19 protein-coding genes are annotated in these 19,803 nt (G+C 59.9%); 14 read left to right on the top strand and 5 right to left on the bottom strand.

Annotation, left to right across the window (positions count from 1 at the left end; all coding sequences use genetic code 11):
- Positions 1 to 280: 280 nt before the first annotated feature.
- From ACZZ0B_RS00810 to ACZZ0B_RS00795, 4 genes are all read left to right on the top strand, one after another.
- Complete coding sequence (locus ACZZ0B_RS00810; RefSeq protein WP_007909650.1) at positions 281 to 1,078, top strand: hydroxymethylpyrimidine/phosphomethylpyrimidine kinase; 798 nt, start codon at positions 281 to 283, stop codon at positions 1,076 to 1,078.
- Between the two features lie 18 nt (positions 1,079 to 1,096).
- On the top strand, positions 1,097 to 1,720 hold the full coding sequence (gene thiE, locus ACZZ0B_RS00805) for a thiamine phosphate synthase (protein WP_008081079.1): 624 nt from the start codon (positions 1,097 to 1,099) through the stop codon (positions 1,718 to 1,720).
- A 17-nt stretch (positions 1,721 to 1,737) separates the two neighbouring features.
- On the top strand, positions 1,738 to 3,021 hold the full coding sequence (gene hemL / locus ACZZ0B_RS00800) for a glutamate-1-semialdehyde 2,1-aminomutase (protein ID WP_463544175.1): 1,284 nt from the start codon (positions 1,738 to 1,740) through the stop codon (positions 3,019 to 3,021).
- A gap of 224 nt (positions 3,022 to 3,245) precedes the next feature.
- Positions 3,246 to 3,800, top strand: coding sequence for a tetratricopeptide repeat protein (locus tag ACZZ0B_RS00795; RefSeq protein ID WP_003228518.1), 555 nt, complete (start codon positions 3,246 to 3,248; stop codon positions 3,798 to 3,800).
- A 178-nt stretch (positions 3,801 to 3,978) separates the two neighbouring features.
- Here ACZZ0B_RS00795 and ACZZ0B_RS00790 read toward each other — a convergent pair whose 3' ends face one another.
- Entirely contained in the window at positions 3,979 to 4,308 is a 330-nt protein-coding gene (locus ACZZ0B_RS00790; protein ID WP_003185742.1) for a DUF1820 family protein, read from the bottom strand.
- A gap of 133 nt (positions 4,309 to 4,441) precedes the next feature.
- Between ACZZ0B_RS00790 and miaB the strand changes: the two genes are divergently transcribed.
- The 5 genes from miaB (at position 4,442) to lnt (ending at position 9,926) form a co-directional block, all read left to right on the top strand.
- On the top strand, positions 4,442 to 5,770 hold the full coding sequence (gene miaB / locus ACZZ0B_RS00785) for a tRNA (N6-isopentenyl adenosine(37)-C2)-methylthiotransferase MiaB (RefSeq protein WP_440096950.1): 1,329 nt from the start codon (positions 4,442 to 4,444) through the stop codon (positions 5,768 to 5,770).
- Positions 5,771 to 6,054: 284 nt separating this feature from the next.
- On the top strand, positions 6,055 to 7,053 hold the full coding sequence (locus ACZZ0B_RS00780) for a PhoH family protein (RefSeq protein WP_008081076.1): 999 nt from the start codon (positions 6,055 to 6,057) through the stop codon (positions 7,051 to 7,053).
- A complete protein-coding gene (ybeY, locus tag ACZZ0B_RS00775) occupies positions 7,046 to 7,540 on the top strand; it encodes an rRNA maturation RNase YbeY (protein WP_463544174.1) in 495 nt (164 codons plus the stop codon). Before ACZZ0B_RS00780 ends, ybeY begins: the two co-directional genes overlap by 8 nt.
- Before the next feature lie 5 nt (positions 7,541 to 7,545).
- The gene (locus tag ACZZ0B_RS00770) at positions 7,546 to 8,385 is read left to right on the top strand and encodes an HlyC/CorC family transporter (protein WP_007909641.1); all 840 of its coding nucleotides are present in this window, start codon (positions 7,546 to 7,548) and stop codon (positions 8,383 to 8,385) included.
- A gap of 17 nt (positions 8,386 to 8,402) precedes the next feature.
- Complete coding sequence (gene lnt, locus ACZZ0B_RS00765; protein ID WP_463544173.1) at positions 8,403 to 9,926, top strand: apolipoprotein N-acyltransferase; 1,524 nt, start codon at positions 8,403 to 8,405, stop codon at positions 9,924 to 9,926.
- 87 nt (positions 9,927 to 10,013) lie between these two features.
- Here the strand turns inward: lnt and ACZZ0B_RS00760 are convergent, their stop codons facing one another.
- Both ACZZ0B_RS00760 and ACZZ0B_RS00755 read right to left on the bottom strand, forming a co-directional pair.
- A complete protein-coding gene (locus tag ACZZ0B_RS00760; protein WP_158834315.1) occupies positions 10,014 to 10,775 on the bottom strand; it encodes a YdcF family protein in 762 nt (253 codons plus the stop codon).
- A gap of 104 nt (positions 10,776 to 10,879) precedes the next feature.
- Positions 10,880 to 11,203: a hypothetical protein gene (locus tag ACZZ0B_RS00755; RefSeq protein ID WP_008081071.1), complete on the bottom strand. Its 324-nt coding sequence runs from the start codon at positions 11,201 to 11,203 to the stop codon at positions 10,880 to 10,882.
- A gap of 254 nt (positions 11,204 to 11,457) precedes the next feature.
- On the opposite strand from ACZZ0B_RS00755, the gene leuS reads away from it, so the two are divergent.
- The 3 genes from leuS (at position 11,458) to holA (ending at position 15,835) form a co-directional block, all read left to right on the top strand.
- Positions 11,458 to 14,064: a leucine--tRNA ligase gene (gene leuS / locus ACZZ0B_RS00750; RefSeq protein WP_463544172.1), complete on the top strand. Its 2,607-nt coding sequence runs from the start codon at positions 11,458 to 11,460 to the stop codon at positions 14,062 to 14,064.
- An 88-nt stretch (positions 14,065 to 14,152) separates the two neighbouring features.
- Positions 14,153 to 14,758: an LPS-assembly lipoprotein LptE gene (locus tag ACZZ0B_RS00745; RefSeq protein ID WP_008081069.1), complete on the top strand. Its 606-nt coding sequence runs from the start codon at positions 14,153 to 14,155 to the stop codon at positions 14,756 to 14,758.
- Positions 14,759 to 14,797: 39 nt separating this feature from the next.
- Positions 14,798 to 15,835 carry a DNA polymerase III subunit delta gene (gene holA / locus ACZZ0B_RS00740; RefSeq protein WP_008081068.1) on the top strand — a complete coding sequence of 346 codons (1,038 nt, stop codon included), beginning with the start codon at positions 14,798 to 14,800 and terminating at the stop codon, positions 15,833 to 15,835.
- A gap of 58 nt (positions 15,836 to 15,893) precedes the next feature.
- On the opposite strand, the gene ACZZ0B_RS00735 is transcribed toward holA, so the two are convergent.
- Positions 15,894 to 16,856, bottom strand: a complete 963-nt coding sequence (locus tag ACZZ0B_RS00735) for a YdgH/BhsA/McbA family protein (protein ID WP_440096958.1) — start codon at positions 16,854 to 16,856, stop codon at positions 15,894 to 15,896.
- Positions 16,857 to 17,024: 168 nt separating this feature from the next.
- Here ACZZ0B_RS00735 and arfA point away from each other — a divergent pair, with 168 nt between their 5' ends.
- The gene (arfA, locus tag ACZZ0B_RS00730) at positions 17,025 to 17,177 is read left to right on the top strand and encodes an alternative ribosome rescue factor ArfA (protein WP_008081065.1); all 153 of its coding nucleotides are present in this window, start codon (positions 17,025 to 17,027) and stop codon (positions 17,175 to 17,177) included.
- 243 nt (positions 17,178 to 17,420) lie between these two features.
- Complete coding sequence (locus tag ACZZ0B_RS00725; RefSeq protein WP_008081064.1) at positions 17,421 to 18,743, top strand: lytic murein transglycosylase; 1,323 nt, start codon at positions 17,421 to 17,423, stop codon at positions 18,741 to 18,743.
- An 86-nt stretch (positions 18,744 to 18,829) separates the two neighbouring features.
- On the opposite strand, the gene ACZZ0B_RS00720 is transcribed toward ACZZ0B_RS00725, so the two are convergent.
- Positions 18,830 to 19,777, bottom strand: a complete 948-nt coding sequence (locus tag ACZZ0B_RS00720) for a S66 peptidase family protein (RefSeq protein ID WP_440096961.1) — start codon at positions 19,775 to 19,777, stop codon at positions 18,830 to 18,832.
- Positions 19,778 to 19,803: the final 26 nt, after the last annotated feature.

Here is a 19,803-nt window from a genome sequence, read left to right as displayed (position 1 = left end):
TGGGTTGGTCAGCTCACTACAACAACCTCTTTGATAGGTGATCAATTGTGGCGAGGGGATTTATCCCCGTTGGGCTGCGAAGCGGCCCCAAACCCTGCAATCCGGTTCTTTCTGACACACCTCGCGGGATGGACTTGCGACTGCTTCGCAGCCGAACGGGGATAAATCCCCTCGCCACAGTTATGGGTTCATCCGGTGCTGCAGTGTTGTCCGACAATCTGCTCGCAAACACCGTCAGGACTGAACCCGAAAATCAGCTTTGGTGGTAAGCTCGCGCACCATGAATATCTACAGCTCCCGCCCCGTTGTCCTCTGTCTCTCCGGCCACGACCCAAGTGGTGGCGCCGGCTTGCAGGCAGATATCGAAGCCCTGCTCGCGCAGGGTTGCCATGCGGCTCCGGCCGTCACCGCGCTGACCGTGCAAGACACCGTCAACGTCACTGACTTCCGCGTCCTCGACCGTGAGTGGGTGTTGGCCCAGGCCAATGCCGTGCTCAACGACTCCGAAGTCGCCGCGGTCAAACTGGGCATGCTCGGTTCGCTGGAAATGGTCGACACCGTTGTCGAACTGCTCTCGGCACACCCGCACTTGCCGGTGGTCTGCGACCCGGTGCTGCGCGCCGGTGGCGGCGGACGCCTGGGCAAGGACGAGGTCGGCTATGCGATGCGCGAGCGTTTGCTGCCGCTGTCGATCATTGCCACCCCTAACCTCCCTGAAGCGCGCATCCTCGCCGAACTGCCCGAAGGCACCGCGGACGAGTGCGCTGAAAAACTCCTGCCGTTCGTCAAAAACCTGCTGATCACCGGCGGCCACGGCGACGAAACTGAAATCCATAACCGCGTGTACAGCCGCGACGGCCTGCGTGAAACCTTTATCTGCCAGCGTCTGCCGGGCAGCTATCACGGTTCCGGATGCACATTGGCCAGCGCATTGGCCGGTCGACTGGCGCAAGGCGAACACCTCGCCAGCGCTGTGCGCAGTGCACTGGATTACACCTGGCGCACCCTGCGCGATGCCGAACAACTGGGCAAAGGCCAGTTCGTCCCGCGTCGCCTGCCGCTGGATTTCTGCTCGTAACGTCGTGAGGTCTGCCCGATGAAACTACGTGGCCTGTATGCCATTACCGACAGCGAATTGCTGGCCGGCAAGTTTCTCTCTTATGTGGAGGCGGCGCTGGAAGGCGGCGTCACCCTGCTGCAATACCGCGACAAGAGCAACGACGAGGCTCGCCGTCTGCGCGAGGCCGAAGCGTTGCGCGATCTGTGCGAGCGCTACAAGACGCAACTGATCATCAACGATGACGCCGAACTGGCCGCACGCCTCAACGTCGGCGTGCACCTCGGTCAGACCGACGGCCCGTTGTCGCCGACCCGCGCCCTGCTCGGTTCAAAAGCGATCATCGGCTCGACCTGCCACGCGCAAATCGCGCTGGCCGAACAAGCCGCCAAAGAAGGTGCGAGTTACGTCGCCTTTGGTCGCTTCTTCAATTCCAACACCAAGCCCGGCGCACCGACCTGCAGCCTCGATCTGCTCGACGAAGCCAAACGCACGCTGCACCTGCCGATCTGCGCGATTGGCGGCATCAGCCTCGACAACGCAGCGCCGCTGGTGGCCCACGGGGTCGACCTGCTCGCCGTGGTTCACGGTTTGTTCGGTGCTGAGAGCACCGCCGAAGTGACCCGCCGCGCCCGCGCATTCAACGAATTGTTCAAATCCTGAAGATTGAGAGCCCGATCATGTCTCGTTCCGAAACCCTGTTTGCCAACGCCCAGAAACACATTCCCGGTGGCGTGAACTCGCCAGTCCGCGCATTCAAGAGCGTTGGCGGCACCCCGCTGTTCTTCAAACACGCTGAAGGCGCTTACGTCACTGACGAAGACGACAAGCGTTATGTCGATTACGTCGGTTCGTGGGGCCCGATGATCCTCGGCCACAGCCACCCGGACGTGCTCGACGCGGTGCGCAATCAGCTGCAACACGGCTTGTCGTACGGCGCGCCAACCGCGATGGAAACCGAGATGGCCGATCTGGTCTGCTCGCTGGTGCCGTCGATGGACATGGTGCGCATGGTCAGCTCCGGCACCGAAGCGACCATGAGCGCAATCCGTCTGGCCCGTGGTTACACCGGCCGCGACAGCATCATCAAGTTCGAAGGCTGCTACCACGGCCACTCCGACAGCCTGCTGGTCAAGGCCGGTTCCGGCGCCCTGACCCAAGGCGTACCGAGCTCGGCCGGCGTGCCGGCGGCGTTCGCCAAACATACCCTGACCCTGCCGTTCAACGACATTGACGCGGTTGAGCAGATGCTCGCTGAAGTCGGCGAGGAAGTGGCGTGCATCATCGTCGAGCCGGTGGCCGGTAACATGAACTGCGTACCACCGGCGCCGGGTTTCCTCGAAGGCCTGCGTTCGCTGTGCGACAAGCACGGTGTGGTACTGATTTTCGACGAAGTGATGACCGGTTTCCGCGTTGCCCTCGGCGGTGCTCAGGCGTACTACGGGGTCAATCCTGACCTGACTACTTTCGGCAAGATCATCGGCGGCGGCATGCCGGTCGGTTGCTTCGGCGGCAAGCGCGAAATCATGGAGCGCATCGCGCCGCTGGGCCCGGTGTACCAGGCCGGCACGCTGTCGGGTAACCCGCTGGCCATGGCCGCCGGTTTGACCACTTTGCGTTTGATCAGCCGTCCGGGTTTCCACGCCGAGCTGACCGACTACACCACGCGCTTGCTCGACGGTCTGCAACAACGTGCCGATGCCGCTGGCATTCCGTTCGTGACCACTCAGGCCGGCGGCATGTTTGGTCTGTACTTCAGCGGTGCCGACGACATCGTCACCTTTGAAGACGTGATGGCCAGCGACGCGGCCCTGTTCGGGCGCTTCTTCCACCTGATGCTGGCGGGTGGCGTGTACCTGGCACCGAGCGCGTTCGAAGCCGGTTTCACTTCGATCGCTCACGGCGACGCCGAGTTGCAACTGACGCTGGACGCTGCCGAACGCGCCTTCGCTGCACTGAAGTAATTGCCGTACCGCTGACGTTGGCTATGACCAGCGTCAGCTTTCACCTACATCCCCATGGTTTTTCCGACGCTCTGCTAAAAATCTTCCATAAAGTGGGCGATATATTCCCCGCGCAGCAGAAAAACGAGTAAAGACTTTGTAAGGTTGGCCCTGCTTATTTCATAATGCGCGCTTATTGGATCCCTCGATGGGTCCGCGTGCCCTTCAGAGGTAAGTCGATTCCCATGAACCGCACCGGCCGCACCCTTGCCTTGGGCTGCCTGTTGCTCCTTCAGCCCCTGCTCGCGCATGCACAAGCAGGCGGCAACTCGTTGTTGATCCCGGCGATGGGTCGTTGCACCCTCAATACTCAGCCGCAAGACGTCACGCAGGCACTGGCCGCCTGCCAGAAAGCGGCGGACGAAGGGGATGCGCAAGCGCAATACGAGTTGGGTGAGTTCTACTACGACGGCAAAAATGCGCCGCGCGACCTCAATCAAGCTCTGAGCTATTTCGAAAAAGCCTCGTTGCAAGGCCACGCTCAGGCGCAATTCAAACTCGGCACGATGTTCTTCCACGGTGAAGGCGTGCAGGCCAACAATATTCAGGCGTACATCGTATTGAAGATGGCTGCGGTCAACGGCGCTGAAGACGCGCTGGATACGGCTGACGAAGTGTCTGAAAAAATGTCTCGCGAAGACCTTGAGACCGCCACGCAGGTGCTCGGGCAAATTTTCCGTAAATACCTGATGGAACTGCAGAGCGCCGATGGGCGTACGCCTTTCTCACCATTGCCTTGATGGGTGCGGTGACTAACTTGTGGTGAGGGGATTTATCCCCGTTGGGCTGCGAAGCGGCCCCAAACTTGCAATCCGGTTCTGTCTGACACACCTCGCTGAATGGACTTGCGACTGCTTCGCAGCCGAACGGGGATGAATCCCCTCGCCACAAAAATCCCTTCAGCTGTAAATCTCGGTTTTACTTCTCAGGCATCGGCATCGGGAACGGCATCACATTGCCGACCGCACCGCGGGCTTCGCTGATTTTCGGGGTACCCAGACGTTCCACTTCGTCGATGCGTACGATCGAATGCATCGGCACAAAGCTGCGCACCACGCCTTCGAACTGCGCCTTGAGCTTTTCTTCGCTCGGGTCGACGACCACTTGCGTGCGCTCGCCAAAGACGAACTCTTCCACTTCCAGAAAACCCCACAGATCACTTTGATAGATCTGCTTGGCGTACATTTCGAACACCTGGCCCTGGTTGAGGAAAATCACCTTATAGATTGGAGCTTCGCGTTTGGTCATGGCGGGGGGATAACGTCGGGGATAAAAATGAGGGCGCAAACTATAGCATAGCCGCTGGACGCGCAGCGGTAGGAACCTGCGGGCTTGTTCCCTATAATGCCGGGTTCTTTGAATCACGTGATGACCCTAATCCATGGCCAAGAAGCTTTACATCGAAACCCACGGTTGCCAGATGAACGAGTACGACAGCTCGCGCATGGTCGATCTGCTGGGTGAACATCAGGCCCTGGAAGTCACCGCGCGCGCGGAAGACGCCGACGTGATTCTGCTCAACACCTGCTCGATCCGCGAGCGCGCGCAAGATCGCGTGTACTCGCAACTCGGCCGCTGGCGCGAACTGAAACTGGCCAACCCGGAGATGGTGATCGCCGTCGGCGGTTGCGTGGCCAGCCAGGAAGGCGCGGCGATCCGTGATCGCGCGCCGTACGTCGACGTGGTCTTCGGCCCGCAGACCCTGCACCGCCTGCCGGAAATGATCGACGCTGCACGCATCACCAAGCTGCCGCAGGTCGACGTGTCGTTCCCGGAAATCGAAAAATTCGACCACTTGCCCGAGCCGCGCATCGATGGCCCGAGCGCTTACGTGTCAGTAATGGAAGGTTGCAGCAAGTACTGCACGTTCTGCGTGGTGCCTTACACCCGTGGCGAAGAAGTCAGCCGGCCGTTCGACGACGTCATCGCTGAGGTCATCCACCTCGCCGAAAACGGCGTGCGTGAAGTGACCCTGCTGGGGCAGAACGTCAATGGCTATCGCGGCACCACCCATGACGGTCGTCTGGCCGATCTTGCCGAGCTGATTCGTGTAGTCGCGGCGATTGATGGCATTGACCGCATTCGCTACACCACTTCGCACCCGCTGGAATTCTCCGACAGCCTGATCCAGGCCCACGCCGACGTGCCGGAGCTGGTCAAGCACCTGCACTTGCCGGTGCAATCGGGCTCCGACCGGATTCTGGCGGCGATGAAGCGCAACCACACGGCGCTTGAGTACAAATCCAAGCTGCGCAAACTGCGCGCGGCGGTGCCGGGCATCTGCATCAGCTCGGATTTCATCGTCGGGTTCCCCGGCGAGACCGAGAAAGATTTCGAACAGACCATGAAGCTGATTGCCGACGTCGGTTTCGACTTTTCCTACTCGTTCGTTTACAGCCAGCGCCCGGGCACTCCGGCTGCCGATCTGGCCGACGAGACCCCGGAAGAGTTGAAAAAGGAGCGCTTGAACGCGCTGCAACATCGCCTGAATCAGCAAGGTTTCGAGATCAGCCGACAGATGGTTGGTTCGACCCAACGGATTCTGGTGACCGATTACTCGAAGAAAGACCCGGGCGAGCTGCAAGGGCGCACCGAGAATAATCGTATCGTCAACTTCCGCTGCGACAATCCAACCCTGATCGGCCAGTTCGCCGACGTACACATCGACGCGGCCCAACCGCACTCGCTGCGCGGCTCGCTGATCCAATAACGCCATCGCATTGTGGATGGGGCTTCTGTGGTGAGGGGATTTATCCCCGATGGTTGGCGCAGCCGACCCAAAACCTGCAATCCCGGTGAGTCTGACACACCACGGGTCATGGTTTCAGGGCCGCTTCGCGCCCCATCGGGGATAAATCCCCTCACCACAAAAGACCCCGACAGCCATAGACAATGGGTTCGAAAGCAGCATCCATATTTAAGAGCTTTCGCACCCAGGCCTCTGGCGTTATCCTTGATTTCATCCTAATTGCCCCAGGGCGGCTAAATACGACCTTGAACGCACCCATAGAACCACATCGTTTTATCCTCGAGCCCTTTGAGGCTCGCCGCTTCGCCAATCTGTGCGGGCAATTCGACGAGCATCTGCGCTTGATCGAACAGCGCCTGACCATCGAGATCCGCAACCGCGGAAACCAGTTCGAGCTGATCGGCGACCCCAAGCACACCACGTCTGCGGAAAATCTGATTCGTCGCCTGTACCGGGAAACCAAAGGTTCAGAGCTGTCGCCAGATACGGTGCACCTGTTCCTGCAGGAATCGGCCGTGGTCGAGCTGGACAACCACGCCCCCGCCGAAGCTTCCGTTGCCCTGCGCACCAAGAAAGGCATGATTCGCCCGCGCGGCTTGAATCAGTTGCGCTACGTCAAGGAAGTCCTCGGCAACGACATCAACTTCGGCATCGGTCCGGCCGGTACCGGCAAGACTTATCTGGCCGTGGCCTGCGCTGTCGATGCACTGGAACGCGAGCAGATCCGCCGCATCCTGCTGGTGCGTCCGGCGGTTGAAGCGGGTGAGAAACTCGGCTTCCTGCCCGGCGACCTGTCGCAGAAGATCGACCCGTACCTGCGCCCCCTCTACGACGCGCTCTACGAGATGCTCGGCTTTGAATACGTGGCCAAGCTGATCGAACGTCAGGTGATCGAAGTTGCGCCGCTGGCCTACATGCGCGGTCGCACGCTGAACAACAGCTTCATCATTCTCGACGAGAGTCAGAACACCACCGTCGAACAGATGAAAATGTTCCTCACGCGGATCGGCTTCGGCTCTACAGCGGTCATCACCGGTGACATCACCCAGGTCGACTTGCCGAAAGGCACCAAGTCGGGCCTGCATCATGTGATTGAAGTGCTCAAAGACGTGCCGGGCATCAGCTTCACGCACTTCCAGCCGAAAGACGTCGTGCGCCATCCTTTGGTCCAGCGGATCGTCGAAGCCTACGAGCGCTTCGAAAACCGTGACGAAGCACCCAAGGACACCTCGCGAAATGCTTGAGCTAGACCTGCAAATCGCGACTGAAGCGAACGCGCCGAGTGAAGCCGACTTCCGCCTGTGGTGCGAACTCGCCCTGCGCCAGCGCACCGCTGACTCGGAAATGACCATTCGTCTGGTCGACGAGGCAGAAGGCCGCGAGCTGAATCACACCTGGCGCCACAAGGATTACGCGACCAACGTCCTGTCATTCCCTGCCGAAGTGCCCGACGAGTTTCTCGACATCCCATTGCTCGGCGATCTGGTGATCTGCGTGGCGGTGGTTGAGCGCGAAGCCGCCGAACAAGGCAAGGAACTAAAGGCCCACTGGGCGCATCTGGTCATTCACGGCTGCTTGCATCTGCTTGGTTACGACCATATAGATGACGAGGAAGCCGAAGAAATGGAAGCACTGGAACGCGAGTTGCTTGCCGAATTGGACTATCCCGATCCGTACGCGGACGACGAACCCGAAACATCCCCTATCGTTACAACAAAGGATTCAGAGTAATCGCTATGAGCGAAGATCGATCGAGCAACGGGCAGAAGTCATGGCTGGGTAAACTGACCCAGGCTTTTGCCCACGAGCCGAAGAACCGTCAGGAGCTTCTCGAGCTGCTGCGTGATGCACATCAGAACAAACTGCTGGACAGCGAAGCGCTGGCCATCGTCGAAGGCGCCATTCAGGTGGCTGACCTGCAAGTACGCGACATCATGGTGCCGCGCTCGCAGATGATCAGCATCAAGGCGACCCAGACACCCCGTGAATTCCTCCCGGCCGTGGTCGACTCGGCCCACTCGCGTTATCCGGTCATCGGCGAAAGCCATGACGATGTGATGGGCGTGCTGCTGGCCAAGGATCTGCTGCCGCTGATCCTCAAGGAAAACGGCGACAGCTTCAACATCAAGGATCTGCTGCGCCCGGCCACGTTCGTGCCGGAGTCCAAGCGTCTGAATGTGTTGCTGCGTGAATTCCGCGCCAACCACAACCACATGGCCATCGTCATCGACGAATACGGCGGTGTGGCGGGCCTGGTGACCATCGAAGACGTGCTGGAACAGATCGTCGGCGACATCGAAGACGAGCACGACGTCGAAGAAGACAGCTACATCAAGCCCCTGCCAAGCGGCGACTTCCTGATCAAGGCCCTGACGCCGATCGAGAACTTCAACGAGTTCTTCGACAGCGAATTCTCCGACGACGAGTTCGACACCGTCGGTGGGCTGGTGATGAGCGCGTTCGGGCACTTGCCAAAACGCAACGAAATCACTGAAATCGGCGCCTATCGTTTCCGCATCCTGAACGCCGACAGCCGTCGGATTCATTTGCTGCGACTCACGCCAATCGCCCGGTAATACATCTAAGGATTGAAATGCGCTGGACAACCCGCCCCGGCTGGCCCGGTAACCTGCTGGCCGTGGCGGCCGGTGCAATCACCACCTTCGCTCTGGCACCGTTCAACATCTGGCCGCTGGCTTTGCTGGCAGTCGGTTTGTTCTATGCCGGCATGCGCGAGCTGAGCCCGCGTCAGGCGCTGGGCCGTGGCTGGTGTTTCGGTTTCGGCCTGTTCGGCGCCGGCACCAGTTGGATCTATTACAGCATTCACCATTTCGGCGGTGCTTCGGTGCTGTTGGCCGGGTTCCTGATGCTGCTGTTCACGGCGGCGATTGCCTGGTTCTTCGCCCTGCCCGCCTGGATTTGGGCGCGCTGGCTGCGCCGTAACGAAGCGCCGCTCGCTGATGCGTTGGCGTTCGCCGCTCTGTGGGTCGCTCAGGAAATGTTTCGTGGCTGGTTCCTCACCGGTTTCCCGTGGTTGTACTCGGGTTACAGCCAGCTCGATGGTCCGTTGGCCGGGCTTGCGCCGGTCGGTGGCATGTGGCTCGTGGGGTTCGTGCTGGCACTGACCGCTGCGTTGATCTACAACGCACCGCGCTTGCTGCAAACCGGACGCAAAGGTTTTGTCGTTGCCGGTCTGGTGTTGCTGATCGCGCCGTGGGCTGCCGGTATCGCGCTCAAGGGCCACGCCTGGACCAGTCCATCCGGCGCGCCGCTGAGCGTTGCCGCGATTCAGGGCAACGTCGCACAAAGCATGAAATGGGACCCGGCCGAGCTCAACGCGCAACTGGCCCTGTACCGCGATCTGAGTTTCCGTTCGAAACCGGTGGATCTGCTGATCTGGCCGGAAACCGCCGTGCCGGTGCTCAAAGAGTCCGCCGAGGGCTACCTGAGCATGATGGGTAACTTCGCCGCCGAGCGTAAATCAGCGCTGATCACCGGCGTGCCGATTCGCGAAACGGTCCGTCACGAACGCCGCTTCTTCAACGGCATCACCGTGGTCGGCGAAGGCGACGGCACTTATCTGAAGCAGAAACTGGTGCCGTTCGGCGAGTACGTGCCGCTGCAGGACATCCTGCGTGGCTTGATCGCGTTCTTTGATTTGCCGATGTCCGACTTCGCCCGTGGCCCGGCCGATCAGGCGTTGCTGCAAGCTAAGGGTTATCAGATTGCCCCGTTCATCTGCTATGAAGTGGTGTACCCGGACTTTGCTGCCGGTCTGTCGGCGCGCAGTGATTTGTTGCTGACGATCAGTAACGACACCTGGTTCGGCACCTCGATCGGCCCGCTGCAACATTTGCAGATGGCGCAGATGCGGGCGCTGGAAGCCGGGCGCTGGATGATCCGCGCGACCAACAACGGCGTGACCGGTCTGATCAACCCGTTCGGGCAGATCACCGAGCAGATTCCGCAGTTCGAACAGGGTGTGCTGTATGGCGAAGTGGTGCCGATGCACAACCTGACGCCTTATCTGCAATATCGCTCGTGGCCGCTGATGATCGTGTGCTTGCTGTTGTTTGGCTGGGCACTGATGGCCAGCCGGATGTCGAAAACCCTTTAAAGCAAAAGATCGCAGCCTGCGGCAGCTCCTACATGGGAAAGCACAAATCCCATGTAGGAGCTGCCGCAGGCTGCGATCTTTTGATCCTCAACGGTAAAACAGCGAATACCCCACCTGCCCCACCGCTTCATTCAGCAACTGCCCGCTCTGCCAGATCGATTTGAATTCCGGCAGCCAACCACCGAAGGGTCGGGCGTTATCAGTGCCTAAAAAGCCCACCGGCGCCGCAACCACTTCAAACCCGGCCTGCTCGAAGCACCATACCGCACGTGGCATGTGCCAGGCCTGCGTCACCACGACTACGCGTTTGATGCCCTGCGGCAGCAACAGGTCGGCGCTGAATTTGGCGTTTTCCCACGTGGTGCGGCTGTCGCCTTCCTGCCAACGCACCGTCACGCCAAAGTCATCGAGCAATGAATCTGCCATCAGCTTTGCCTCGGTCGGCGGCGTACCGTAGTGCAGACCGCCGCTGGTCAGAATCGGCAGACCCGACGCCTTTGCCAGTCGCGCCGCATATCGCTGACGCTCAAGCCCGACGCCGGTCGGCTGATCCTCACCCCACGCCAGATCACCACGCTCGCGCCCGGAACCCAGCACCACAATCGCATCGGCCCGTTGCGCCAGTGTCGCCCATTCGGCACGGGCCAACGGTGGCTCGCGCTCCAGCGCCTTGGCGCCCCATTGCACGACCACCGGCAGGCTCATCAACCACAACCCGCCAAGCCCCAGGGCAAAACACACTCCGGCCAGGCGCGGCCGCGAACGGCGCAGCCACCACGCAACCAGCAACAACAGCAGCAGAATGCCGGGCGGCAACAAGAGTTGTTTGATCAAATAGCGAAAAGGCATCGGGCATCTCCAAAGATGCCCGAAGCCTAAAAGTGTTGATGAAGCGTTACAACCGATAGGTGGGATCCTGTTGAAAAAGATCCGGTTCTTGACCTGCCATGCGCTTACTTGGCCTGCAGAGCACGTACTTTGACGGTGTCTCTGCCGGGCGCCTTGTCCTTGAGCCAGATGACCTTGGCCGAATGTGCTGCATCGAGCTGCTTCACTGCTTGTGACAGGCATCCATGCGTTTCACGTTCACTGCGATCCAGATAGGCCTTGACCAGTTTGAACTCGGCGGGACTCAAGCCACGCAATTCCAGTTCCAGGGGGCGCTCGTCGCGCAGCCGGTCAGCGGTTTTTACTGCGTCCAGGGCCATACCCAGACGGTCGATCAACCTCTCGTACAACTCGGGTTTAGTCACGTTTTTTTGCCGTTGCTCCACCATCCCTCACCTCATTGAAGATAAGACTCACTCCCCAGTTAGAGCTTAGCTTCGCTGCACAAACCGGCTGTACGCCGCGACCAACGGCCCCGACGCAAGTATTGCGGGACATGTAGCTGTAATCAGGGTTTCCCTAGGCCAAGCGCGGTCATGTATGCTACGGCGCTTCCTGTAATTCCACTTCCAGCTCGTCCGGGCCAACCCCGGAACCTGCGTTGAAGAGGATTAGGCCACCCCTATCCAGTACAAAAGTAGCCATGCACGAACAATATCAGCCCCGTGAAATTGAAGCCGCCGCCCAGTCATTCTGGGATGAGCAAAAGTCCTTTGAAGTCAGTGAACAGCCAGGCAAGGAGACTTTCTACTGCCTGTCGATGTTCCCTTACCCCAGCGGCAAGCTACACATGGGGCACGTGCGCAACTACACCATCGGCGACGTGATCTCCCGCTATCAGCGCATGCAAGGCAAGAACGTTCTGCAACCGATGGGTTGGGACGCCTTCGGCATGCCGGCAGAAAACGCCGCGATGAAGAACAACGTAGCGCCGGCAAAATGGACCTACGAAAACATCGCCTACATGAAGTCGCAGCTGCGCAGCCTCGGGCTGGCGGTCGACTGGTCGCGTGAAGTGACCACCTGCAAGCCGGATTACTACCGCTGGGAACAATGGCTGTTCACTCGCCTGTTCGAAAAAGGTGTGATCTACCGTAAAAACGGCACCGTGAACTGGGACCCGGTCGACCAGACCGTTCTGGCTAACGAGCAGGTCATCGACGGTCGCGGCTGGCGTTCCGGCGCGCTGATCGAAAAGCGCGAAATCCCGATGTACTACTTCAAGATCACCGCCTACGCGGATGAGCTGCTGGAGAGCCTCGACGAACTGACTGGCTGGCCTGAACAGGTCAAGACCATGCAGCGCAACTGGATCGGCAAATCCCGCGGCATGGAAGTGCAGTTCCCGTACAACGTCGACTCGATCGGCGAAGCCGGCACGCTCAAAGTCTTCACCACCCGTCCAGACACCCTGATGGGCGCGACCTATGTTGCCGTGGCTGCCGAGCACCCACTGGCCACCCTGGCCGCGAAAAACAACCCTGAGCTGCAAGCGTTCATCGCTGAATGCAAGGGCGGCAGCGTTGCCGAAGCCGACGTCGCCACGCAAGAGAAAAAAGGCCTGCCGACCGGCCTCTTCGTCGAGCATCCACTGACTGGCGAAAAACTGCCGGTATGGGTCGCCAACTACGTATTGATGCACTACGGCGACGGCGCTGTCATGGCGGTACCGGCGCACGACGAGCGCGATTTCGAATTCGCCCACAAGTACAACCTGCCGGTTAAATCGGTAGTCCGTACCAGCTCTGGCGACACCAACCCTGCCCCGTGGCAAGACGCCTACGGCGAGCACGGCACGCTGATCAACTCCGGCGAGTTCGACGGTCTCGACTTCGCCGGCGCGTTCGATGCCATGGAAGTGGCCCTGATCAAGAAAGAACTGGGCGCCTCGCGCACTCAGTTCCGCCTGCGCGACTGGGGCATCAGCCGTCAGCGCTACTGGGGCTGCCCGATCCCGATCATCCACTGCGAAACTTGCGGTGACGTGCCGGTGCCGGAAGACCAACTGCCTGTCGTTCTGCCGGAAGACGTGGTGCCGGACGGCGCCGGTTCGCCGCTGGCACGCATGCCTGAGTTTTACGAATGCAGCTGCCCGAAATGCGGCCAGCCTGCCAAACGTGAAACCGACACCATGGACACCTTCGTCGAGTCGTCGTGGTACTACGCCCGTTACGCCTCGCCGCACTTTGAAGGTGGCTTGGTAGAGAAATCCGCCGCTGATCACTGGCTGCCGGTCGATCAGTACATCGGCGGTATCGAACACGCGATTCTGCACCTGCTCTACGCGCGCTTCTTCCATAAACTGATGCGTGACGAAGGTCTGGTCAGCTCCAACGAGCCGTTCAAGAACCTGCTGACCCAAGGCATGGTGATCGCCGAAACTTACTACCGTCGCGAAGCCAATGGTGCCTACACCTGGTTCAACCCGGCGGACGTAGAACTTGAGCGTGACAGCAAAGCCAAGGTCATCAGCGCCAAGCTGAAGTCCGACGGCCTGCCGGTGGAAATCGGCGGCACCGAGAAGATGGCCAAGTCGAAGAACAACGGCGTCGACCCACAGTCGATGATCGATCAGTTCGGCGCCGACACCTGCCGCCTGTTCATGATGTTCGCTTCGCCGCCTGACATGAGCGCCGAATGGTCGGACTCCGGCGTTGAAGGTTCGCACCGTTTCCTCAAGCGCGTCTGGCGCCTGGCGCAAGCCCACGTGACTCAGGGCTTGCCGGGCAAACTCGACGTTGCCGCGCTGACCGACGAACAGAAAATCGTGCGCCGCTCGATCCACCTGGCCATCAAGCAGGCCAGCCATGATGTCGGCCAGAACCACAAATTCAACACCGCCATCGCTCAGGTGATGACGCTGATGAACGTGCTGGAAAAAGCCGCACAAGGCACCGAACAGGATCGCGCGCTGGTTCACGAAGGCCTCGAAGCCGTGACCTTGCTGCTGGCACCCATCACGCCGCACATCAGCCACGAACTGTGGAACCAGCTGGGCCACACTGGCGCAGTCATCGACGCCGGCTGGCCGGCTGTGGACGAAAGCGCATTGGTGCAGGACAGCCTGACGCTGGTTATCCAGGTCAACGGCAAACTGCGTGGTCAGATCGAAATGCCGGCCAGCGCAACCCGTGAAGAAGTGGAAGCCGCCGCGCGCATCAACGAAAACGTGCTGCGTTTCGTCGACGGTCTGACTATTCGCAAAGTGATCGTGGTACCAGGGAAACTGGTCAACATCGTCGCCAGCTAAATTGGATTGGGCGTCAGGTCCGCCTGACGCACTGTAAAACCTTTCGGGCCGCAGGGTCGGCCCACATGGTTTCAAGGGGAGCAACACAATGATCAAACGCAATCTGCTGGTGATGGGCCTCGCTGTGCTGCTGAGCGCCTGCGGTTTCCAGCTGCGTGGCACTGGCACTACCGAACTGACGATCAAGGAACTCGACCTGAGCGCCCGCAACGCCTACGGCGAGACGGTAACCGAACTGCGTCAAGTGCTCGAGTCCAGTGGCGTCAAGGTCTACAGCGGCGCGCCGTACAAGCTGTATCTGGCTGACGAGCAGGAAAACCAGCGCATTCTCAGCTACGCCGGTGCCGGCCGTACTGGCGAATACCAGGTCAATACCGTTCTGAACTACGACATCGTCGGCGAACACAACCTGAACCTGCTGAGCGACAAGCTTGAAGTGCAGAAAGTGTTCATTCACGACGGCAACAACTTGGTCGGCTCCGATCAGGAAGCCAACGACGCCCGTCGCGAGACCCGCCGTGAGCTGGTTCAACGCATGATGTTGCGCCTGCAACAGCTGACCCCAGGTCAACTGCAGCAGCTGCAACAAGCGGCCAATGACCGCGCCAAGGCTGAAGCCGACGCGCTGCAAGCGGCGCAAAAGGCTGAAGCGGAAACCCCGCGTCAGTCGCCGCTCGAAGTACCGCAGCAGTAAGACGTTCGGGGCGCTCAGGCGCCCCGTTCGGTATTTCTTATGAAGCTCGCTCCCGCCCAACTCGGTAAACACCTGCAAGGTGCCCTCGCGCCGGTCTACATCATCAGCGGCGATGACCCGCTGCTATGCCAGGAGGCCGCCGACGCCATCCGCCGTGCTGCCCGTGAACAAGGGTTCGACGAACGCCAGGTCTTTGCTGCCGACGCCAATTTCGATTGGGGCACGTTGCTGCAGGCCGGCGCGAGCATGTCGTTGTTCGCTGAAAAACGCCTGTTGGAACTGCGCCTGCCTTCAGGCAAGCCCGGTGACAAGGGCGCCGCAGCGTTCATCGAATACTGCTCGCGCCCCGCTGAAGACACGGTGCTGCTGATCAGCTTGCCCAAGCTCGATGGCAGTGCGCAGAAGACCAAGTGGGGCAAGGCGCTGGTCGAAGGCCAGCAGACCCAGTTCATCCAGATCTGGCCGGTGGATGCCAATCAACTGCCGAGCTGGATTCGTCAGCGTCTGTCGCAGGCCGGTTTGTCGGCCAGCCAGGACGCGGTCGAATTGATTGCTGCACGTGTCGAGGGCAACCTGCTCGCCGCCGCGCAGGAAATCGAGAAGCTCAAGCTGATGGCCGAAGGTGGCCAGATCACCGTTGAAACCGTGCAGGCCGCAGTGGCGGACAGTGCGCGCTTTGACGTGTTTGGCTTGACCGATGCGGTGCTCAACGGCGAACCGGCGCACGCATTGCGCATGCTGGAAGGCTTGCGCGGTGAAGGGGTCGAGCCACCGGTGATTCTCTGGGCGCTGGCGCGGGAGTTGCGCCTGCTGGCCAATATCTCGCTGCAGTACAGCCAGGGCACGCCACTGGACAAGTGTTTCAGTCAGGCGAAACCGCCAGTCTGGGACAAGCGCAAACCCCTGATGAGCAAAGCCCTGCAACGCTACTCGGCGCAACGCTGGGCGCAGTTGTTGCTGGAAGCCCAGCGCATCGATGCGCAGATCAAGGGTCAGGCTGCGGGTTCGCCGTGGATGAGTCTGAGCCGACTGGCATTGTTGATGGCAGGCCAGCGGTTGACGCTACCTGCCGAGTAAGGCCAACCGAAGCGGCGCCAATGCCCAAGCCCGCTCTGCATCCTTGATTGAACAGCCCTCACGGGTAAATCTGATCACTACCCGAGTAGGTAAAGGAAGCCGCCCAGGTTGACTTGTTGATCGTCAACATTACGACAGGCACAACCTTGCCACCACTTTGACTGTAATAAGCACTCTGATTCTGCCTTGCCTGAGTCCAGCCTGGCGTTGAGCCGCTGGTGTAGAAAAACGCCTTGATGGGCATATTGGCAGCCGCTTGTTTGGCCCAGACACGAACAACCAGTTCGTTTTCGTCATTGACGCCATTCTTCGGAATTTTTGGCATCGCCAGCAACGCTTCTCGAAACAACACTGCCGTCTGATCAGGCGATGTGTCTCGAACATCGAAACTGCATTGTTTCTGCTCGCGCACTGTTGCACCGGCCAAGTAGTGCGTCAAAAATTTAGTCGACGTGGTGATCGCCTGCGAAGCGCAGGAAGCACTGCGATTGCCATGCAGACTGTGTGGCCCACAACCGTAGTCCGACCGCCACTCTGTCGCGCCATCTATGGGAAAGAAGCATAGATACTGAAACTTCAACTGACCGGCAAGCTCAGAGACCGGCGTGACTATATAGCCGTTGTTGGCATGGCTATAGAGGGCTGGAAACCGAGAATCCTGGCGCATGTAAGAAAACGCAACGAAGCCTTTTTTCACGTTGGCCGGGCTTGGATCCCAGATATTGAAGCCCGGTCCGTTGGTCGTCCCCCTGATCACAACGCCTGAGCACAAAAAACTCGGTGCAGTTTCACTATTGAAACAATTGCGCGACGTTTGATTCCATTTCGCATTGAGATCAGCAACCACCGCCGGACCATTGTTGCGAGGTTGTGAGAAAGCACCGAATTGCTGGTCACCTGGCACGCTCTGAGTTGAAATCTGTTCTTCACTCGGTACCGGTGGGGCGGGGGCCGGTTGTTCCTGAGTAGCGGAGCAGGCGATCAACAAAAAGGCCCAGACCAACAAGATTATTTTTTTCACGATCGATATCCCTTGTGCATCGTGGTGATGAAATCTGCCGTAATGCATAAACGGTCGATAGGCGTACTTGCGTTCAAATGCCTGACCTGAGTGATCAGCAGAGCAGGATTACCGGCTACGTTACTGAAACAACGCTGTATACTGGCCCGGTCTAAAAGGAGACCCACCATGAGCAAAAAGCGCCCCAACAAGGCCAAATCCATCGTCGCCCAACCCTTGTTTCGCAGTCGTCAAGAGCGACCAACCAAGGGCAAAGGCAGCTACCGCCGCGAAGCCTTCCAGTCTAAAAGCTGGGAGGCTTCTTGCTTTCTGGCGGCATGAATGACGCTGGAACTCGCTTCGTCTGATGACCTCTCCCCTCTTCTCTGTACCATTTGAGCACTCATTTAGCGCCGCTTTGGCAAAGCGCGTAACTGTCAAACCTGACAGTTGATCAATGCAGAATTCGGAGTTTTACTGGCCGGATAAACATTAAATCCCGAGCAAAATCTGCCCCCTCGCAAGTCGCTTGGCACGGCTGTCGTGTTAAGGTCTGCACCTGATTCGTTTCCCCTGGAACTGTGCATGCCCCTAAGTCTTTCCCGTCGTTGGCCTGTTCGCCATTCGATCGCTGCAGCAAGCTTCGTTCTGCTTGTCGCCTGTGCGGAAAAACCCACCGCCGCCGACGCGCAACCTCTTCAAGCCGCCCCTGTCGCCACGGCCCCAGCGATTATCCCGCCGGTAGTGCCGTCCGCCGACCCTCTCGATCTTCAGCCGACCCAGACCTTTGCCGAATGGCAGGCAGGCTTCCGCAAGGACGCGCTCGCCGCCGGGATCAGCCCTGAGTTGTTTGATCGCGCCTTTGCCGATGTCAGTTTCGACGCCAGCGTGATTCGTGCCGACCGCAGCCAGCCGGAATTCTCCCGCCCGGTGTGGGAATACCTCGACGGCGCGCTGTCGCCGCTGCGCGTGCGCAAGGGTCAGGCGCTGCTCAACCAGTACGCCGACATTCTGCAAAGCATCGAACAGCGTTATGGGGTCGACCGTCAGGCGCTCGTTTCGGTGTGGGGTATGGAGAGTAATTTCGGTCAGTTCCAGGGCAGCAAATCGGTGATCAACTCACTGGCCACCCTCGCCTACGAAGGCCGCCGCCCGGGCTTTGCCCATGCGCAATTGATTGCTGCCCTGCAGATCCTGCAACAGGGCGATATCACGCCAGAGAAGATGCTCGGTTCCTGGGCCGGGGCGATGGGCCAGACCCAGTTCATTCCGACCACCTACAACACCCACGCCGTGGATTTCGACGGTGATGGCCGCCGCGACATCTGGGGCAGCCCGGCCGATGCCCTGGCTTCGACCGCGCACTACCTGCAAAGCTCCGGCTGGCAGCGTGGGCAGCCGTGGGGTTTCGAGGTGCAACTGCCGAGCAGTTTCAACTACACGCTGGCGGATGGGGCGATTCGCAAGAGCGTCGCCGAGTGGCGTCAGCTGGGTGTGAACTTGCCTAATGGCGCTCAGGTACCTGCGGGCTCCGAGCAACTGTCCGCGGCCCTGCTGTTGCCGGCCGGTTATCGTGGCCCGGCGTTCCTGATCCTCGATAACTTCCGGGCGATCCTCAAGTACAACAATTCCTCGTCGTATGCCTTGGCGGTGAGCCTGTTGTCCGAGCGTTTCAGTGGCGCAGGCTTGATCAATGGCAACTGGCCGAAAGACGACTTGCCGTTGAGCCGCACCGAGCGCATCGAGTTGCAGACCCTTCTGAGCGCGCGCAATTACGATGCGGGCACGGCGGACGGGATTATCGGCGCCAATACGCGCAAGGCGATTCGCAGCGCACAGCAGTCGTTTGGCTGGCCGGCGGATGGCTATCCCACGCACAAGTTGCTTGAGAGCCTGCGGGGCCAATAAGCAAGATCAAAAGATCGCAGCCTGCGGCAGCTCCTACAGGGATCGTATTCCAATGTAGGAGCTGCCGCAGGCTGCGATCTTTTGCTTTATCGGGTCACCACATCCTGCTCCAGCATCAATTCCTTCTTCCCGGCATCCAGCCGTACCAGCGCGCCCATCGGCAGCGTCAGGTTCGGGTCGCAATGCCCACTACGCCACCCCGACAACACCGGTATCCGCAAAGGCTCGAACGTCTGCTTGAGCAAACGATTCAGCGCCTCGACATCTACCCCGGCAATGTCCCCGACCAACACCCCGCGCAACTTGGCCAACTTGCCGGCCAGACGCATCTGGGTCAGTAACCGGTCGATCCGATACAGCGGTTCGTTGATGTCTTCGATCAGTAGAATTACCCCTTCGACATCGATTTCGTAAGGCGTGCCTAGTGTTGAAGCGATCATTGCCAGATTGCCGCCAAGCAAACGCCCGTGTGCAACGCCGGGCTCAACGGTGGTCAACGGATACGCCACCGGATGGCTCAGCACACTCCCCGCTTTCACCTGACCACGCAGCATGGCGAAGAACGACGTCACGGTCGGCGGTTCCTTGTCACCCAACAGGTCGGCGTTGAGCAGTGGCCCGTGGAAGGTCACAAACCCGGCGTAACGGCTTATCGCCAGGTGCAGCGCGGTGATATCGCTGTAACCGACGAAAGGCTTGGCGTGGCGGCTGAGCAGGTCGTAGTCGATGCGATCCAGCAGGCGCGGCGTGCCGTAGCCGCCGCGCAGGCAGATGATCGCGTCGACGTCAGGGTCGGCAAACGCAGCGTGCAGGTCATTGAGGCGCACGTCATCGCTGCCGGCCAGATAACCATCTTTCTCGTAGACGCCGGGAAACACCTTCAGCGCATAACCGCGAGCGCGCATCCACTGCACAGCCTTGTCGGTGTCCAGCGCACCCGGCCCGGCAGGCGCGATAACGCCGATCACGCCCTCTGACGGCAACGCCGGCACGGGTTTATGCGGAAAAAGGCTGTGGGTCGGTCGAACGGTCATCCATGGGGCTCCCAGTGTGAAGTCAT

Source organism: Pseudomonas sp. AC247, from assembly GCF_979258015.1.
This window is presented reverse-complemented; position numbering and strand designations above follow the sequence as displayed.